The organism is Paenibacillus sp. FSL R7-0313 (assembly GCF_037969885.1).
GTDB lineage: Bacteria > Bacillota > Bacilli > Paenibacillales > Paenibacillaceae > Paenibacillus.
Window position 1 is genome coordinate 958145 of record NZ_CP150219.1, and the last position, 15009, is coordinate 973153.

Consider the following 15009-nt stretch of genomic DNA (forward strand, 5'->3'; position numbering starts at 1 on the left):
CTGGAGGAACGAATTGTAATCCATCTCTTCAAGTTACGTTAGCTTTATTTTTTCTTTTTTCGTACAAAAGCTGCCGTGCCGTTACCAGCTGCACCTTTGCTCTTCTTCCGCTTGCGTCGTGGTGCTCCGCCTTCCTGAGCGCCACCAGGAGTTGCATTCTCTCCAATAAATACACCGCTCGGCGAAGTGTTTTTACGTCCACTTCCGCCTTTGCCACCTTTATTGCCGCCCTTGCCGGACTTAAAGCTGCCTTCACCACGACCGCTGCCGCTGTTCAGGCCACTTCCTTGTCCACCGGTTGAACTAGTATCCGAACCACCCGTTGTAGAGCTATATCCGCCTTTACCTGAGCCAAAACCAAAGCTCACCGCGCCTTTGCCCCGACCAGTTGATCCGCCAGCATCACCAGCACGACGCTCACCTTTAGGCTTGCCGCCGCCTTTACCTGTGTAGCCACCGGATGAGCCTGCGCCTGCACTCGCTGCTCCACTGCGACCGCCACGTCCACCTTTGCTACTTTCTTCCGTTGATCTGCCACCACGGCTGGCTCCAGCACCTGTAGAACTGCCTTTGCCGCCACGTGAACCGCTGAATCCACCTGGTCCACCCTTGGCACCGCCGCGTCCGCCGCCGCTACTAGGACGTCCACCTTTACCGCCACGTCCGCCACCGAAGCCGCCAGGACGTTCAGCACGAGGTTTCATGTCCACCATTTCAAAATCAATCGTATACTCTTCCATGCTTACACGTGCCACACGGATCTTCACTTCATCACCGATGCGGAAGACTTTCGAGGTACGTTCACCAATCAGAGCCATATGCTGATCGTCAAAATGGTAATAGTCGTCCGTGAGTGCGCTCAGGCGAATCAGGCCTTCAACCGTGTTCTCCAGTTCAATGAACATACCAAAGCTGGTCACACTGCTGATCATGCCTTCGAACTCTTCGCCTACTTTGTCGAGCATGTACTCGGCTTTTTTCATTTTCTCCGTATCCCGCTCAGCTTCTACTGCCACACGTTCACGTTCCGAAGACTGCTGCGCAATATCGGCCATACGTGCTGCCAAATACTCCTGACGATTCTCCGGCAAAGCACCATTATTTTCAATGACTTCGCGAATCACACGGTGAATGACAAGATCGGGATAACGACGAATTGGAGATGTAAAGTGACTATAGAATTCTGCCGCGAGGCCAAAGTGACCTGACATTTCAGAATCATACTTCGCCTGTTTCATGGAACGGAGCATCATCGTACTAATCACGGTTTGTTCTTTCGTTTCTTTGATATCCTCAAGCAACGATTGAAGCGCCCGTGGATGAATCGCATTGCCACGTCCTTTGACCTGGTGTCCAAAATTCGCCGCAAAGGCGAGGAAATTTTGCAGTTTTTCCTGATCCGGGTCTTCGTGCACACGATAAATGAACGGAACCTTCAACCAGTGGAAATGCTCTGCCACGGTTTCGTTCGCTGCCAACATGAATTCCTCAATGATTTGCTCGGCAATCGAACGCTCCCGTTTCACGATATCTATCGGTTTACATTCTGCGTCCACAATGATTTTGGATTCTTCAAAATCAAAGTCAACCGCACCACGGCGCATACGCATAGCACGAAGCTTCAGGGCAATCTCTTTCATCAGATGGAAATCATCTACCAGATCCTTATAACGCTCGAGCAATTCCGGCTCTTCACCTTCAAGGATTTTACGGACGTTGGAATACGTCATCCGCTCTTTGGTTTTGATTACACTTGTGAAAATGTCATGTTTTACAACCTTCATCTGGTCGTTGAACTCCATCTCACAAGACAGGGTCAGGCGGTCTACCTGTGGGTTCAAACTACAGATCCCGTTGGAGAGACGCTGTGGCAGCATCGGAATAACCCGGTCCACCAGATACACACTGCATCCACGGTTGTAGGCTTCCTGATCGAGTTTGGAATTCTCCCGCACATAATAGCCGACATCGGCAATATGAACACCTAGACGGTAGTTCCCGTTAGGCAGTTTCTCTACATTTACAGCATCATCCAGATCCTTGGCATCTTCACCATCAATCGTGACAATGTTAAGTCCGCGCAGATCACGGCGACCCTGTTGTACAATCTCTTCATCCGTGATGGATTCAGGTGCTTTTTCCGCCTCTTCTACCACTTCATCGGGGAAAGCTTCAGGCAACTGATGCTTGCGAATGACGGACAAAATATCAATACCCGGCTCATCCTTATGACCGAGAATCTCGATCACTTCACCCTCAGCCGCCGCACGGCCCTCCGGATAGCTGACAATCTTGGCTACAACCTTCTGTCCATCAACCGCCCCAGCAAAATTGGTACGTGGGATGAAAATATCGCGATTAATCCGTTTGTCATCCGGAATGACAAATCCGTACACCTCATGGCTTTGGAACACACCAACCACTTGTGTCACAGCACGAGTAACAATACGAACGATCTCACCCTCCAGGCGGCCGCCAGAAGGTCCTTGAGACGTGACTTTAACCAATACCGTGTCACCATTCATCGCACTCTTCATATCATTGGCGTGAATGTACACATCCGGGTGCTCCCGATCCTCAGGGATAAGGAAAGCAAACCCTTTGGCGTGAGCTTGTAAACGTCCGCGTACCAAATCCATGCGCTCTGGCATGCCATAGCGATTGTTACGTGTCAGCAAAACTTTACCGGATTCCTCCAGCGTATTAAGCATAATCAAAAAGGCTTTGAAATCAGCTGCATCTTCAATAGCGAAGTGCTGTTCCAACTCCTGATAAGTCATAGGTTTATAAGCGGTTTCCCGCATGAAGTCGAGCAATTGTTGTTCTGTTATCATTAATATATTCACCTCGGGAAACATAAAAGTGTAAGCAAGTCTCATCTCTTTATGTATCGGAATTCTTACCATTTTCATGCAATACATTATCACTGCTGTGAAGAGTGTAGTAGTACAACCATACTATCTCATACCCTAGTATACACGAATTCAATCCGGCCCATCCGTACCTCGCAAAAAAACCACAGTTGCCGGGCGCTCCTCTAAAATCATGCTTTCACGTATCTCTACAGACATTTTATGCGATACACGTGCTGTGCGCATCTGAAAAAGGACTACATCCGAAAATTTTCTGTACACATGACGTTCATTATAGGGAGTGAGTTCGCGTAACGAATAAGCGAGGGACATACCATACATGATAGGAGTGTGTTGCATGTTAAGGAAGGAAACCAAACAGAAGTGAGAAGAAGACCGAAAATCATGGAGTCTATAGATTAGATTGTTGGAAAAGTTTGGACGCGTAAGAATTTATTAAAAAACCCCCGTTTCTTCACGAAACGAAGGTTCATCAATTAAGCCATTAGCTTAAGCTATTCATTGAACAGTAGTTCCGAATCTTACTTGGAAACCACCGTAACAATAATAGACAAAATCATAAATCCTGCACCCAGTACCACCGTTGCACGTTGCAGGAAGAGATCCAATCCGCGCGCTTTCGTTTTACCGAAAAGATGTTCCGCACCACCGGAGATGGCACCCGCCAAACCAGCGCTTTTCCCGTGCTGCAGCAATACTACAGTGATTAGACCGATCGAGAAAACAACGAGCAGCAATTTCAAAGCAATATCCATTCTTTCCACCTCCTACCCATGTGGGCATACATCTCACCATAAAAACAGTTACTTTAATTGTAACATAGCTATGGTTGTACTACAAGTAGTACAGTTTATACGATGCCCTAAATTTCACCATCTGCGTGATCCTTACGTTATACCATTACTTCGTTGCAATAAAAAAGACAAGCCGATTACCCGGCTTGCCCGTAAAAGCTGGATATCCAGCTTATTTTTTAAGGTTGTAGAATCCTTTAAGACCATTGTATTGAGCCAGTTCACCCAGTTGATCCTCAATGCGGAGCAATTGGTTGTACTTCGCGATACGGTCTGTACGGGAAGGAGCACCCGTTTTGATTTGACCAGCGTTAGTTGCAACAGCGATATCAGCGATTGTGCTGTCTTCGGACTCACCGGAACGGTGGGAGATTACAGCTGTGTATCCTGCGCGTTTAGCCATTTCGATAGCATCAAATGTTTCAGTCAATGTACCGATTTGGTTAACTTTGATCAGGATGGAGTTACCGATACCTTCGTCGATACCTCTGCCCAGACGCTCAGTGTTTGTTACGAACAGGTCATCACCAACGAGTTGTACTTTGTCTCCCAATTTCTCAGTGAGCAATTTCCAACCATCCCAGTCATCTTCGGACATACCGTCTTCGATTGTGATGATTGGGTATTTCTCAACCCATGAAGCCAGAAGGTCAACATACTCAGCGGAAGTGTAAGATTTACCTTCGCCAGCAAGTGTGTACTTACCATCTTTGTAGAACTCAGTGGAAGCAACGTCCATACCCAAGAATACGTCAACGCCTGGTTTGTAACCAGCTTTTTCAATTGCTTCGATGATTGTAGTGATTGCTTCTTCGTTCGAACCAAGGTTCGGTGCGAAACCACCTTCGTCACCTACAGCTGTGTTCAAGCCTTTGGAGCTCAATACGGATTTCAAGTTGTGGAAAATCTCTGCACCTACGCGAAGAGCTTCTTTGAAGCTTGGTGCTCCAACTGGAAGAACCATGAACTCTTGAACGTCGATGTTGTTGTCAGCATGCTCACCACCGTTGATGATGTTCATCATTGGAACTGGCAGTGCTTTAGCGTTGAATCCGCCCAGGTAAACGTACAATGGCAGGTCCAGAGCGTCAGCAGCTGCGCGAGCTACTGCCATGGATACAGCCAGGATTGCGTTAGCACCCAGTTTACCTTTGTTTGGCGTACCATCCAAAGTGATCATCAATTTGTCGATACCCAGTTGATCCAATGCATCCATACCGATAACTTCTGGAGCGATTGTTTCGTTTACGTTTTTAACAGCTTGCAGAACACCTTTACCGAGGTAACGGGATTTGTCGCCATCGCGAAGCTCAACTGCTTCGTGGGCACCAGTGGATGCACCGGATGGAACGATTGCGCGTCCGATTGCGCCGGACTCCAGGTATACTTCAACTTCTACTGTAGGGTTACCGCGGGAGTCGAGGACTTCGCGAGCGTACACGTCAGAAATAATAGTCATTTGTGATAATCTCCTTTAAATTTAAATTTATTAAAAATTAGGACCACTTGTGTTTTCCCTTTTCCACTACGTCAGCAGAATCGTCCTCTGATCGCTGTTATCCCCTGATTCCATTGAACTTATTTTCATAAGTTGGAATCATGTGATAAAGGCGAACGCGTTGCTTCTTCGGACAATTTCTGCTTCCTTCGTTCGGGGTAAACTCCAAACTTCCCAATTTCATATATGTTGTTGCGTAACTTATTTACGGGTAGCGATGACGGATGTACCTGTCATTTCTTCCGGTTTAGGCAATTGCATCAGGTCAAGGATCGTTGGCGCGATATCCGCCAGGATTCCGCCTTCACGCAGGGTTACATTGGCATCCGTAACGATGAATGGAACCGGGTTCGTTGTATGAGCTGTGAACGGACGTCCTTGCTCATCGAACACCATATCCGCGTTACCATGATCCGCCGTGATCAGTACAACGCCGCCTTTGGCAAGTACTGCATCCACAACACGGCCCATGCACTCATCTGTTACCTCAACCGCTTTGATGGTAGGCTCCAGCATACCGGAGTGTCCAACCATGTCAGGGTTAGCAAAGTTCAGAATGATGGCGTCATGTTTGTCTGCTTCGATCTCGCGAACACATGCGTCAGCCACTTCATACGCGCTCATCTCCGGTTGCAGATCATACGTTGCAACTTTTGGTGAGTTGATCAGTACGCGAGTTTCGCCCGGAAGCTCCACATCACGACCGCCGCTGAAGAAGAAGGTAACGTGCGGGTATTTCTCAGTTTCTGCAATACGCAGTTGTTTTTTATTGTTTTGTACCAGAACTTCACCCAGGGTGTTGTCGAGGTTCTTCGGCGAATAAGCCACATAACCTTCAACCGTCTCACTGAACAAAGTCAAACATACAAAGTGCAAGCCTACAGGGAACTTCGGACCACGATCGAAACCGCGGAAATCCTGGTTCGTGAATACTTGCGACAACTGGATCGCACGGTCAGGACGGAAGTTGAGGAAGATAACGGAATCGCCGCTCTCTACCAAACCTACCGGCTCACCATCAGCTTTGACGATAACCGTTGGTTCAACGAATTCATCAAATACGGATTTCTCATACGATTCTTCAACCGCTTTGAGTGGGTCAGTGTATTTCGGTCCATCTCCATAAACGATGGCGCGGTATGATTTCTCAACCCGTTCCCAACGTTTGTCACGGTCCATCGCGTAATAGCGACCTTGAACCGTTGCGATTTTACCTACACCGACTTCTTCAATCTTAGCGATCAGTTTCTGCATGAAGTCTTTACCACTGTCTGGCATAACATCACGGCCATCCATGAAAGCATGAATATATACATCATTCATTCCTTCTTTTTTGGCCAGATCCAGCATAGCAAACAGGTGGTCGATGTGACTATGTACGCCGCCATCGGACAACAAGCCGTAGAGATGAAGCTTTTTGCCGCTTTGTTTCGCTTCGCGAACAGCTTTGACAAGTGTTTCATTGTCATAGAACTCGCCGTCACGAATGGATTTGGAGATACGGGTCAAATCCTGGTATACGATCCGGCCGGCACCAATGTTCAGGTGACCTACCTCGGAATTTCCCATTTGCCCTTCTGGCAAACCTACAGCTTCACCGCAAGCAGTCAGAGTTGTATGTGGGAATTGGCTCATAAAACGGTCGTAGTTCGGTTTCTTGGCTTGCGCTACCGCATTGCCTTCCACCGTGTTACGCAGACCAAAGCCATCCATGATGATCAGTGCTACAGGTTTTGGAGCTGTCATCTTACTTCGCCCCCTCAACAAGCGCGATGAACGAAGCCGGCTGCAAGCTGGCACCGCCAACAAGTGCGCCGTCGATGTCGCTTTGTCCGAGGTATTCTGTTACGTTCTCCGGTTTAACACTGCCGCCGTATTGAATACGAACTGCATTCGCAACCGTCTCGTTGTACAGATCCTTCACCAGCGTACGGATGTAAGCAATAACTTCATTCGCATCTTGGGAAGTGGAGGATTTGCCTGTGCCAATCGCCCAGATTGGCTCATAAGCGATAACAACTTGTGCCGCTTGCTCTGCAGACAGACCTGCAAAAGCAGCTACTGTTTGCACTTTGCATACGTCTTTTGTTTGGTTCGCTTCACGCTCTTCAAGCGTCTCACCCAAGCAGAAGATTGGAGTCAATCCGTGACGGAATGCTGCATGCAACTTTTTATTAACAGTCTCATCGGTTTCCGCAAAATATTGACGGCGCTCCGAGTGACCAATAATGACATAATCCACACCCAGGTCTTTCAGCATCACGCCGCTGATTTCACCTGTGAATGCACCGTTGTCTTCAAAGTGAAGATTTTGTGCACCAATTTTGATGTTTGTGCCTTTAACGGCTTCTACCAGGGATGGCAGATTTGTAAACGGTGCGCAGATTACAGTTTCCACGCCTTCAACTTCCGCTTTTCCTTTAACTTCCTGAATGAAGTCATTGGATTCGGAAACCGTTTTGAACATTTTCCAGTTACCTGCGATAATCGGTGTTCTCATGGGTTTCAACTCCTTCATGCTATAGACTACTAAAACTTACTTGTCGTTCAATGCCACTACGCCTGGAAGTACTTTACCTTCCATGAACTCGAGGGATGCACCGCCACCTGTAGAGATGTGGTTCATTTTGTCAGCCAATTTGAACTTCTCTGCTGCTGCTGCGGAGTCACCGCCACCAATTACAGTGTAAGCTTCTGTCTCAGCGCAAGCTTCTGCTACTGCACGAGTACCGTGGGAGAATGGCTCGATTTCAAATACGCCCATTGGTCCGTTCCATACAACCAATTTGGAGTTTTTGATTACGTCAGCATAGATCTCACGTGTTTTAGGACCGATGTCGATACCTTCCCAATCTGCTGGGATGCCATCGATGTCAACGATTTGTGTGTTTGCTTTCGCACTGAAATCGTCAGACACTACGATATCTACCGGCAGGTAGAAGTTTTTGCCCAGTTTTTTCGCTTTTTCGATAAAACCGAGAGCAACATCAAGTTTGGATTCATCCAACAAGGATTGTCCAATCTCATGTCCTTGTGCTTTGAAGAACGTGTAAGTCAGACCGCCACCGATGATCACGTTGTCTGCAATGTTCAGCAGGTTGTCGATTACATCGATTTTGTCCTTAACTTTGGATCCACCAATGATAGCTGTGAAAGGACGCTCAGGGTTGGAGATTGCTTTACCCAACACTTCAAGTTCTTTCTCCATCAACAAACCGGACACTGCTGGAAGCAAGTGAGCGATTCCTTCAGTCGAAGCGTGTGCTCTGTGAGCCGCGCCAAACGCATCGTTAACAAAAACGTCAGCCAGTTCAGCAAATTGTTTTGCCAGTTCCGGATCGTTTTTCTCTTCGCCAGCGTGGAAACGAACGTTTTCAAGCAACAATACGTCGCCGTTGTTCAGTTCAGCGATTTGAGCTTTAACAGCGTCACCAACAGAATCGTCAGCTTTAACAACGGTTTTACCAAGCAATTCAGACAAACGCTCAGCTGCTGGAGTCAAACGCAAGGATTCAACCACTTCGCCGTTAGGACGACCCATGTGGCTTGCCAAAATGACTTTAGCGCCTTTTTCAATCAAGAAGTTGATTGTAGGAAGCGTTGCACGAATACGTTTGTCATCTGTAATTTTACCATCTTCGAGCGGCACATTGAAATCTACACGGACAAAAGCCCGTTTTCCTGTCAATTCGATATCGCGTACACTTTTTTTGTTCATCTGTATTTCCTCCGCACCCATGTATTTGGTGGACCAATCAAGAGCTAAAATCCCTTGTCAATCCTGGTGTTTTTGAGAAATTTGCAAAATGTAGATATATAAAGAGCGGAAACAATATAGCATCTGTTTCCGCTCTATTTTATTTCAGATATTACTTAATCATTTTTGCAAAGTGCTCCAAAGTGCGAACCAATTGTGCAGTGTAGGACATTTCATTGTCATACCAAGCTACAGTTTTAACCAATTGTTGGTCGCCAACAGTCAGAACTTTAGTTTGAGTTGCATCAAACAGGGAACCGAAAGTGATTCCTTGGATATCGGAAGATACGATTTCGTCTTCTGTGTATCCGAAAGTTTCTGGATCGGAAGCTTCTTGCATAGCTGCGTTAACTTCTTCAGCAGTTACTTTTTTGTTCAGAACAGTTACGAGCTCAGTCAGGGAACCAGTAGCTACTGGTACACGTTGAGCTGCACCATCAAGGATGCCTTGCAGTTCTGGGATTACCAGACCGATTGCTTTAGCAGCACCAGTTGTGTTAGGGATGATGTTTTCAGCTGCTGCGCGAGCACGACGGAAGTCACCTTTAGGGTGTGGAGCATCCAACGTGTTTTGGTCGCCAGTGTAAGCGTGAATTGTAGTCATCAAACCTTGAACGATTCCGAATTTGTCTTGCAGTGTTTTTGCCATAGGTGCCAGGCAGTTTGTTGTGCAAGATGCGCCGGAGATTACAGTTTCAGTACCGTCGAGGATTTCATGGTTTACGTTGTAAACGATGGTTTTCATGTCGCCAGTAGCTGGTGCGGAGATAACAACTTTCTTAGCTCCACCTTTCAAGTGTTTCTCAGCTGCTTCTTTAGTTGTGAAGAAACCAGTACATTCCAGAACGATATCTACGCCCAGGTCGCCCCAAGGAAGTTCTTCCGGGTTACGGTTAGCCAATACTTTAACTTCTTTGCCGTTCACTTTGAAGAAGCCATCGTGTACTTCAACATCGCCATCGAAGCGACCTTGAGTTGTATCATATTTGAGCAAATGAGCGAGCATTTTAGCATCAGTCAAGTCGTTGATTGCTACTACCTCGATGCCTGCTACATTTTGAATACGGCGGAATGCCAAGCGTCCAATACGTCCAAAACCGTTAATACCTACTTTAATCATGAGTAAGTTCCTCCCAAGTTTTGATTAATTTTTTATGAAACTTATATATTCAAGACAGACGGTGAAGTCCGTCAAGACAACAATAGTTGTGATGCAAAGTAAACCCTTATTCCATTTCAGCAACGATGACTTCGGCAGCAGCCTCATCAATAATCAGAATATCTTCCTGACCAAATCGCAACACGGAGTGAATGGCAGCAGCTTTGCTTTTGCCACCTGCAATTCCAATCACGACATCGGTTCGTTCAATATCCTGAAGTCGCATACCCAGTGTAAGCATGGTATGTACCACCTTACCCTGATCATTAAAGTAATAACCGAAAGATTCAGATACGGCTCCTTGCTCCTGAAGTTCATCGATAATCTCCGTCGCAAGTTTACGTCTTGTCGCCATCTCCACGGCATCACCAATTCCATGAATTACAATCCGCGATTTCCGAATCAGCTGCAGAATCTCCTGAACACTGGGGTCCTGGATTAATGATTCGTAGGCATGATCACTAAGCAAATCCGGTACATGCAGGAGTTTGTATTGCGCTCCTACCCGTTTTGCCATTGTGGATGCAATCGTATTTGCCTGAATTTCAAGGCTTTCTCCAAGTCCACCGCGTGCCGGTACGAACCAGACACCTTTGAGCGATGTTGGCGGAGTCAGTTGCTCTGCGACTTCGGCCGTTGTTGATCCGCCAGTAACGGCGACAACGTCGTTGTCACTCATGATATTGCCGAGAGCCTTCGCTCCGGCTCTGCCCAGTTCCCTTTTGGCAAATGGAGAAACGTCCGAATCACCAGGAACCACAACTACCTTTTGCAGACCGTAGGCTTGCTTGATGCGCTCTTCCAGCTCGGATAATCCGAACAACTCTTTGGCTACGGGCTCTAACTGCTGCAGCAAATCATACCCTGCCTCGCTGATCTTCATTCCTGCACTGTCAATTTCAATAAGTCCCTGAGCCTTTAACAGATCGGTCTCAGCCCTCAGAACCCGCTCGGTCATCTGCATGGAATTAGCTAACGTTCTCCGTCCGATCACATCCGATAACATGATCTGTTGCAGAATCGTATACCTCTTTTTCAAGATATCCATGAGATCAGGCAGAAGCTGCTTTTGTACTTCTAAAATCGTTCGCATGCTTTCCACTCCCGCAAGTTCTCGTTCTAAGCTCTCTTTCGTGGCCCTAAAACGTCCCGGGTTAACTTTTTAAGTCCCACGTCTATTCTACCTAAAACTGACGTGACATGCAAGTGTTTCAACGTGTTATTTCGACACGCATTCAGCGTTTGTACGCGCCTATTTTCACAATCCTAGACTTTCATGATCAAGGACTAGCTCACGCATACCATATATAGAAGAAACAAATGAATTCAATCTACATATCGCTCAGAATCACATTTCATACGGCATGTCCAAAACCTCTAATAGCATTTACTTAAATGCACTCTTTATCCACTCTTCTTCATCATGATCATTTTTGGGTTAATCCAAACCAATACCACAACGAACTGCTTGCAATTAAATATTTCATGAGCTATAATCATTATTGCTGTCACATAATGTGCGCCCGTGGTCCAATGGATATGACGTAGGCCTCCGAAGCCTGAGATCCAAGTTCGATTCTTGGCGGGCGCGCCATTTTTATTTAACAGCTCATAACCCATTTAACCAATGAAACCGGAAAGGTTTCTTTTTTTTGCAAGTTAGTTTGACTTTCTTTGACTTTTTGTTTGGAATTGTTTATTATGTGGGTAATACGGTAACAGTTTAAGTATAAACACCAATAACATTTTACATTCCAAGGAGGTTTTTCACGTGAGTTTTATTCCAATGGTCGTTGAACAGAGCAACCGGGGTGAGCGCGCCTACGACATCTACTCCAGATTGCTGAAGGATCGTATTATTTTCCTTGGTAGCGATGTTAATGACGTAGTGGCTAATGCCATTATGGCACAGATGTTGTTCCTGGCTGCGGAAGATCCGGAGAAAGACATTCACTTATACATCAACAGCCCAGGCGGATCGATTACAGCCGGTATGGCCATTTACGATACAATGCAATTCATCAAACCGGATGTATCTACCATCTGTGTAGGTATGGCGGCTTCCATGGGTGCATTCTTGTTGAATGCCGGTGCAAAAGGGAAACGTTTTGCGTTGCCTAACAGTGAAATCATGATTCACCAACCACTTGGTGGTGCTCAAGGTCAAGCTTCCGACATCGAAATCCGTGCTCGCCGCATCCTGAAAATGCGTGATACGTTGAACCGCATCATCTCTGAGCGTTCAGGTCAACCTCTGGAGCGGATTGAGAAAGATACAGATCGTGACTACTTCATGAGTGCTGCTGAAGCTGCCGATTACGGTATCATTGATAAAGTTATTGAAAACGTAGGTTCCCAAGGAATCTAAGTGTTAGTTAGACCACGGTCTTCGCGTTAATATATCAATACCTAACGTAATCAGCAACACCTCATTGTGTTGTCTATACGAGAAGAAGCCCTCATCATGATCATGATGAGGGCTTCTTTTTTCATTTTATAAGAAAAATAACTTAAGAGTGCATAATAATGTTTCTTTATTTGGTTCCCGTTACATCGCTAAATGGTTCTGTGCCTTTAGGAAGAATCTCTTTATACGTAAATGGCATTTCAGGGAATCCCTCTGCGTACGCTGTATACTCATACAGCTGGAAGAACACGACCACACCCGTTGGTGTAACATAGAAATCCTGATCTTTATTTAACCCTTTATACCCATCGAGGTATCCACCGCGGGCTTTCAGTTGCTCGCCCACTTTTTTACCCAACGTCTCGCGCATGGTTTTGTTATTTTGCAGCACATCATCTAATGTAAGCTCCTTACCTGTGTCCAGTGCAAAGGTGTGGCCCGTACGGTATGTCATACCATGAGCGCCAGCATAATCTTCGTATCGTTGTGTAATGAGTCCCAGCACGCCTTTTTCGTTGTACGTCACTACATAAGAGCTCTCAAATGCATATGGACGGTTGGCTGTAGCACCGCCGAATTCAGATGTCTGTTTCTTGAAGTCAGCTACATAAGCATCCACTTCGTCTTTCAGTACTTTGTTGATCGCTGCTTCAGCTTCTTTGCTGGCAAGTCCACTCACCTGTGGATATTGAACATCTACTTCAGCATTTTTTACAGTAACATTAACTGTCGCCGCTTTAATTTTAACGTTATTTTGTTTCACCTTGCTGAGTGTCAACGTTTTGGTTTTGCCATCCCAATTCCCCTGTACACCCAGATAATCTCTCATTGCCGAGAATGGGATATATAATCGACCCTGAATCAATTTTGCTTCCACCTGAGGGTAATACCCGTTAATATAAACGTTTGGCTGTCCATCCATCAGGCTAACGGTCATCGCATTGTTGGCTGCTGTTACCGTATATGACTTGGTTTTCGCATCATATTTCAGCGTTCCACCTGCCACATCTTTAACTGCAGTAAGAGAGACCCAAGTTGAGCCACCTTGAAGAAGTCCTTTTTGAGTCAGTGTTTTCCCACCCGATTTCAGAGTTACCTCAGCCGGGGTTGTCACTTTCGAGGATACCGATGCTGCCTGAACCGAACTGTCCTGCCATACCGTACCGCTACCTACAATAATTCCTGCTGCGAGCAAAGCACTTGTCCATTTTTTCCATGATGTCATATATAAAACTCCTCTCTGAATTCACAATTAGGGATCATTGCGTATGTAATCCTGACCTGATCGCATATCTCATACGCTCACCTCTCTATTATAATTAACCCGATTTCGGAAAGGTTTACAGCTCGAGTTACAATGTTGATGAATATCAAGCGGAAAATATAACGGGATATGACCTTTTTGTCACGAACAACTATACAAAAAAGATACCAATAACCAGCATTTCATGTTGCTTCAAAAAGGCACCCTCCTATCTAACTTCATCAAAGTTTGCTTTTCCAACAAAAAAAGACTCTGTCCACAGGACAAAGTCTTTGTCATCATTTCGTTGTACCCTTCAAATGACCCTTGAAAAGGTTACTTGAGCTTACAATCCTTAGTTCAATCTTGTTTATTTCATTTCATACGTGATATTCAGGATTGTGCTCACTTTAACCTGGCCTGTTTCAATCTCAGTGCCACCTGCTGTGTCTTGTGCTTTGGACATCAGCGCCTCACTTGCATAGAATACAGGCACATTGGCATCACCTTGGCTCACGGAAAGAACAGCACCCAGTTGACGTTTAACTGCTTTTGCAATGGCGCCTGCTTTCACATCTGCATTGGCAACAGCTTTCTCAATCACTTGGGATTCATAACTTTCCGGATTTTCTACAGTAAAGCGCACGTTTTCAATGTTGTTGGCACCCGCCCCTGAAGCAGCATCGAGCAACTCGCCGATCTTATCCATCTCACGATATGTGACAGTCAGCGTATGATGCGCTGTGTATCCTTTAATTTGTTGTCCGTCTTTTTCGCTATACGTATAGTTGGGTTGTACAGAGAACTGACTCGTTTGAATGTCGTCTGCACTGATCTTCCACGTATTCTTCAGCAAGTTGGATACCTTTTGAACTTTCGCAGCATTCGCTTTTTGAGCAGATGCAGCTGTCTCTGCAGTACTGTTCACACCAATGGACAGATAAGCGATATCAGGCTTCACCTGAATCTCACCTTTACCCACAACATTAATCACATTCTGTTGTACTCCCTGAACCTCTGCAGCGTAAGCATAGTTACCTGGTGCAACCCATGCTGTTCCTCCAACAAGCAACGTACTTGCCACCAGCACCGCACCAAACGGTTTCATCCATTGTTTACCCATCACGATAGCCTCCTTATGTGTTAACATCTCAAACTTTAATCGATTTGATACCTTAACAGACGGGACAAATTCCATAATGTTGCACTTGACGATAGCAAATACGTCAATAAAGCAAAAAAGCCCCTTTCGGGACTTCTTCATTGGATTGATCATAT

Annotated in this window: 11 protein-coding genes and 1 tRNA gene; 2 read left to right on the forward strand and 10 right to left on the reverse strand. The window is 46.0% G+C overall.

Annotated elements, in window-relative coordinates:
* Positions 1-44 precede the first annotated feature (44 nt).
* From rnr to NSQ38_RS04245, 8 genes are all read right to left on the reverse strand, one after another.
* The gene (gene rnr, locus NSQ38_RS04210) at positions 45-2834 is read right to left on the reverse strand and encodes a ribonuclease R (protein WP_339787370.1); all 2790 of its coding nucleotides are present in this window, start codon (positions 2832-2834) and stop codon (positions 45-47) included.
* A gap of 560 nt (positions 2835-3394) precedes the next feature.
* A complete protein-coding gene (gene secG / locus NSQ38_RS04215) occupies positions 3395-3628 on the reverse strand; it encodes a preprotein translocase subunit SecG (protein ID WP_062837740.1) in 234 nt (77 codons plus the stop codon).
* Between the two features lie 211 nt (positions 3629-3839).
* Complete coding sequence (gene eno, locus NSQ38_RS04220; protein ID WP_062837741.1) at positions 3840-5126, reverse strand: phosphopyruvate hydratase; 1287 nt, start codon at positions 5124-5126, stop codon at positions 3840-3842.
* 240 nt (positions 5127-5366) lie between these two features.
* Positions 5367-6911: a 2,3-bisphosphoglycerate-independent phosphoglycerate mutase gene (gpmI, locus tag NSQ38_RS04225; RefSeq protein WP_076333468.1), complete on the reverse strand. Its 1545-nt coding sequence runs from the start codon at positions 6909-6911 to the stop codon at positions 5367-5369.
* A 1-nt stretch (position 6912) separates the two neighbouring features.
* A complete protein-coding gene (gene tpiA, locus NSQ38_RS04230) occupies positions 6913-7665 on the reverse strand; it encodes a triose-phosphate isomerase (protein ID WP_036616221.1) in 753 nt (250 codons plus the stop codon).
* A 36-nt stretch (positions 7666-7701) separates the two neighbouring features.
* Complete coding sequence (locus tag NSQ38_RS04235; RefSeq protein ID WP_310342101.1) at positions 7702-8883, reverse strand: phosphoglycerate kinase; 1182 nt, start codon at positions 8881-8883, stop codon at positions 7702-7704.
* A gap of 151 nt (positions 8884-9034) precedes the next feature.
* Complete coding sequence (gene gap, locus NSQ38_RS04240) at positions 9035-10042, reverse strand: type I glyceraldehyde-3-phosphate dehydrogenase (protein WP_017691243.1); 1008 nt, start codon at positions 10040-10042, stop codon at positions 9035-9037.
* Positions 10043-10148: 106 nt separating this feature from the next.
* Positions 10149-11174, reverse strand: a complete 1026-nt coding sequence (locus NSQ38_RS04245; RefSeq protein WP_221822444.1) for a sugar-binding domain-containing protein — start codon at positions 11172-11174, stop codon at positions 10149-10151.
* A 426-nt stretch (positions 11175-11600) separates the two neighbouring features.
* On the opposite strand from NSQ38_RS04245, the gene NSQ38_RS04250 reads away from it, so the two are divergent.
* Both NSQ38_RS04250 and clpP read left to right on the forward strand, forming a co-directional pair.
* Positions 11601-11675 (forward strand) — tRNA-Arg (locus tag NSQ38_RS04250).
* A 177-nt stretch (positions 11676-11852) separates the two neighbouring features.
* On the forward strand, positions 11853-12449 hold the full coding sequence (gene clpP, locus NSQ38_RS04255) for an ATP-dependent Clp endopeptidase proteolytic subunit ClpP (RefSeq protein WP_017691245.1): 597 nt from the start codon (positions 11853-11855) through the stop codon (positions 12447-12449).
* A 166-nt stretch (positions 12450-12615) separates the two neighbouring features.
* On the opposite strand, the gene NSQ38_RS04260 is transcribed toward clpP, so the two are convergent.
* Complete coding sequence (locus NSQ38_RS04260; protein WP_339787373.1) at positions 12616-13713, reverse strand: DUF4163 domain-containing protein; 1098 nt, start codon at positions 13711-13713, stop codon at positions 12616-12618.
* A 388-nt stretch (positions 13714-14101) separates the two neighbouring features.
* Positions 14102-14854: an SIMPL domain-containing protein gene (locus tag NSQ38_RS04265; protein ID WP_074092967.1), complete on the reverse strand. Its 753-nt coding sequence runs from the start codon at positions 14852-14854 to the stop codon at positions 14102-14104.
* Positions 14855-15009: the final 155 nt, after the last annotated feature.

Coding starts and splice junctions, on each gene's coding strand:
- secG (WP_062837740.1), bottom strand. CDS start 3,628: ATGGATATTGCTTTGAAATTGCTGCTCGTTGTTTTCTCGATCGGTCTA.
- tpiA (WP_036616221.1), bottom strand. CDS start 7,665: ATGAGAACACCGATTATCGCAGGTAACTGGAAAATGTTCAAAACGGTT.
- NSQ38_RS04235 (WP_310342101.1), bottom strand. CDS start 8,883: ATGAACAAAAAAAGTGTACGCGATATCGAATTGACAGGAAAACGGGCT.
- NSQ38_RS04260 (WP_339787373.1), bottom strand. CDS start 13,713: ATGACATCATGGAAAAAATGGACAAGTGCTTTGCTCGCAGCAGGAATT.
- gap (WP_017691243.1), bottom strand. CDS start 10,042: ATGATTAAAGTAGGTATTAACGGTTTTGGACGTATTGGACGCTTGGCA.
- NSQ38_RS04245 (WP_221822444.1), bottom strand. CDS start 11,174: ATGCGAACGATTTTAGAAGTACAAAAGCAGCTTCTGCCTGATCTCATG.
- gpmI (WP_076333468.1), bottom strand. CDS start 6,911: ATGACAGCTCCAAAACCTGTAGCACTGATCATCATGGATGGCTTTGGT.
- eno (WP_062837741.1), bottom strand. CDS start 5,126: ATGACTATTATTTCTGACGTGTACGCTCGCGAAGTCCTCGACTCCCGC.
- rnr (WP_339787370.1), bottom strand. CDS start 2,834: ATGATAACAGAACAACAATTGCTCGACTTCATGCGGGAAACCGCTTAT.
- NSQ38_RS04265 (WP_074092967.1), bottom strand. CDS start 14,854: ATGGGTAAACAATGGATGAAACCGTTTGGTGCGGTGCTGGTGGCAAGT.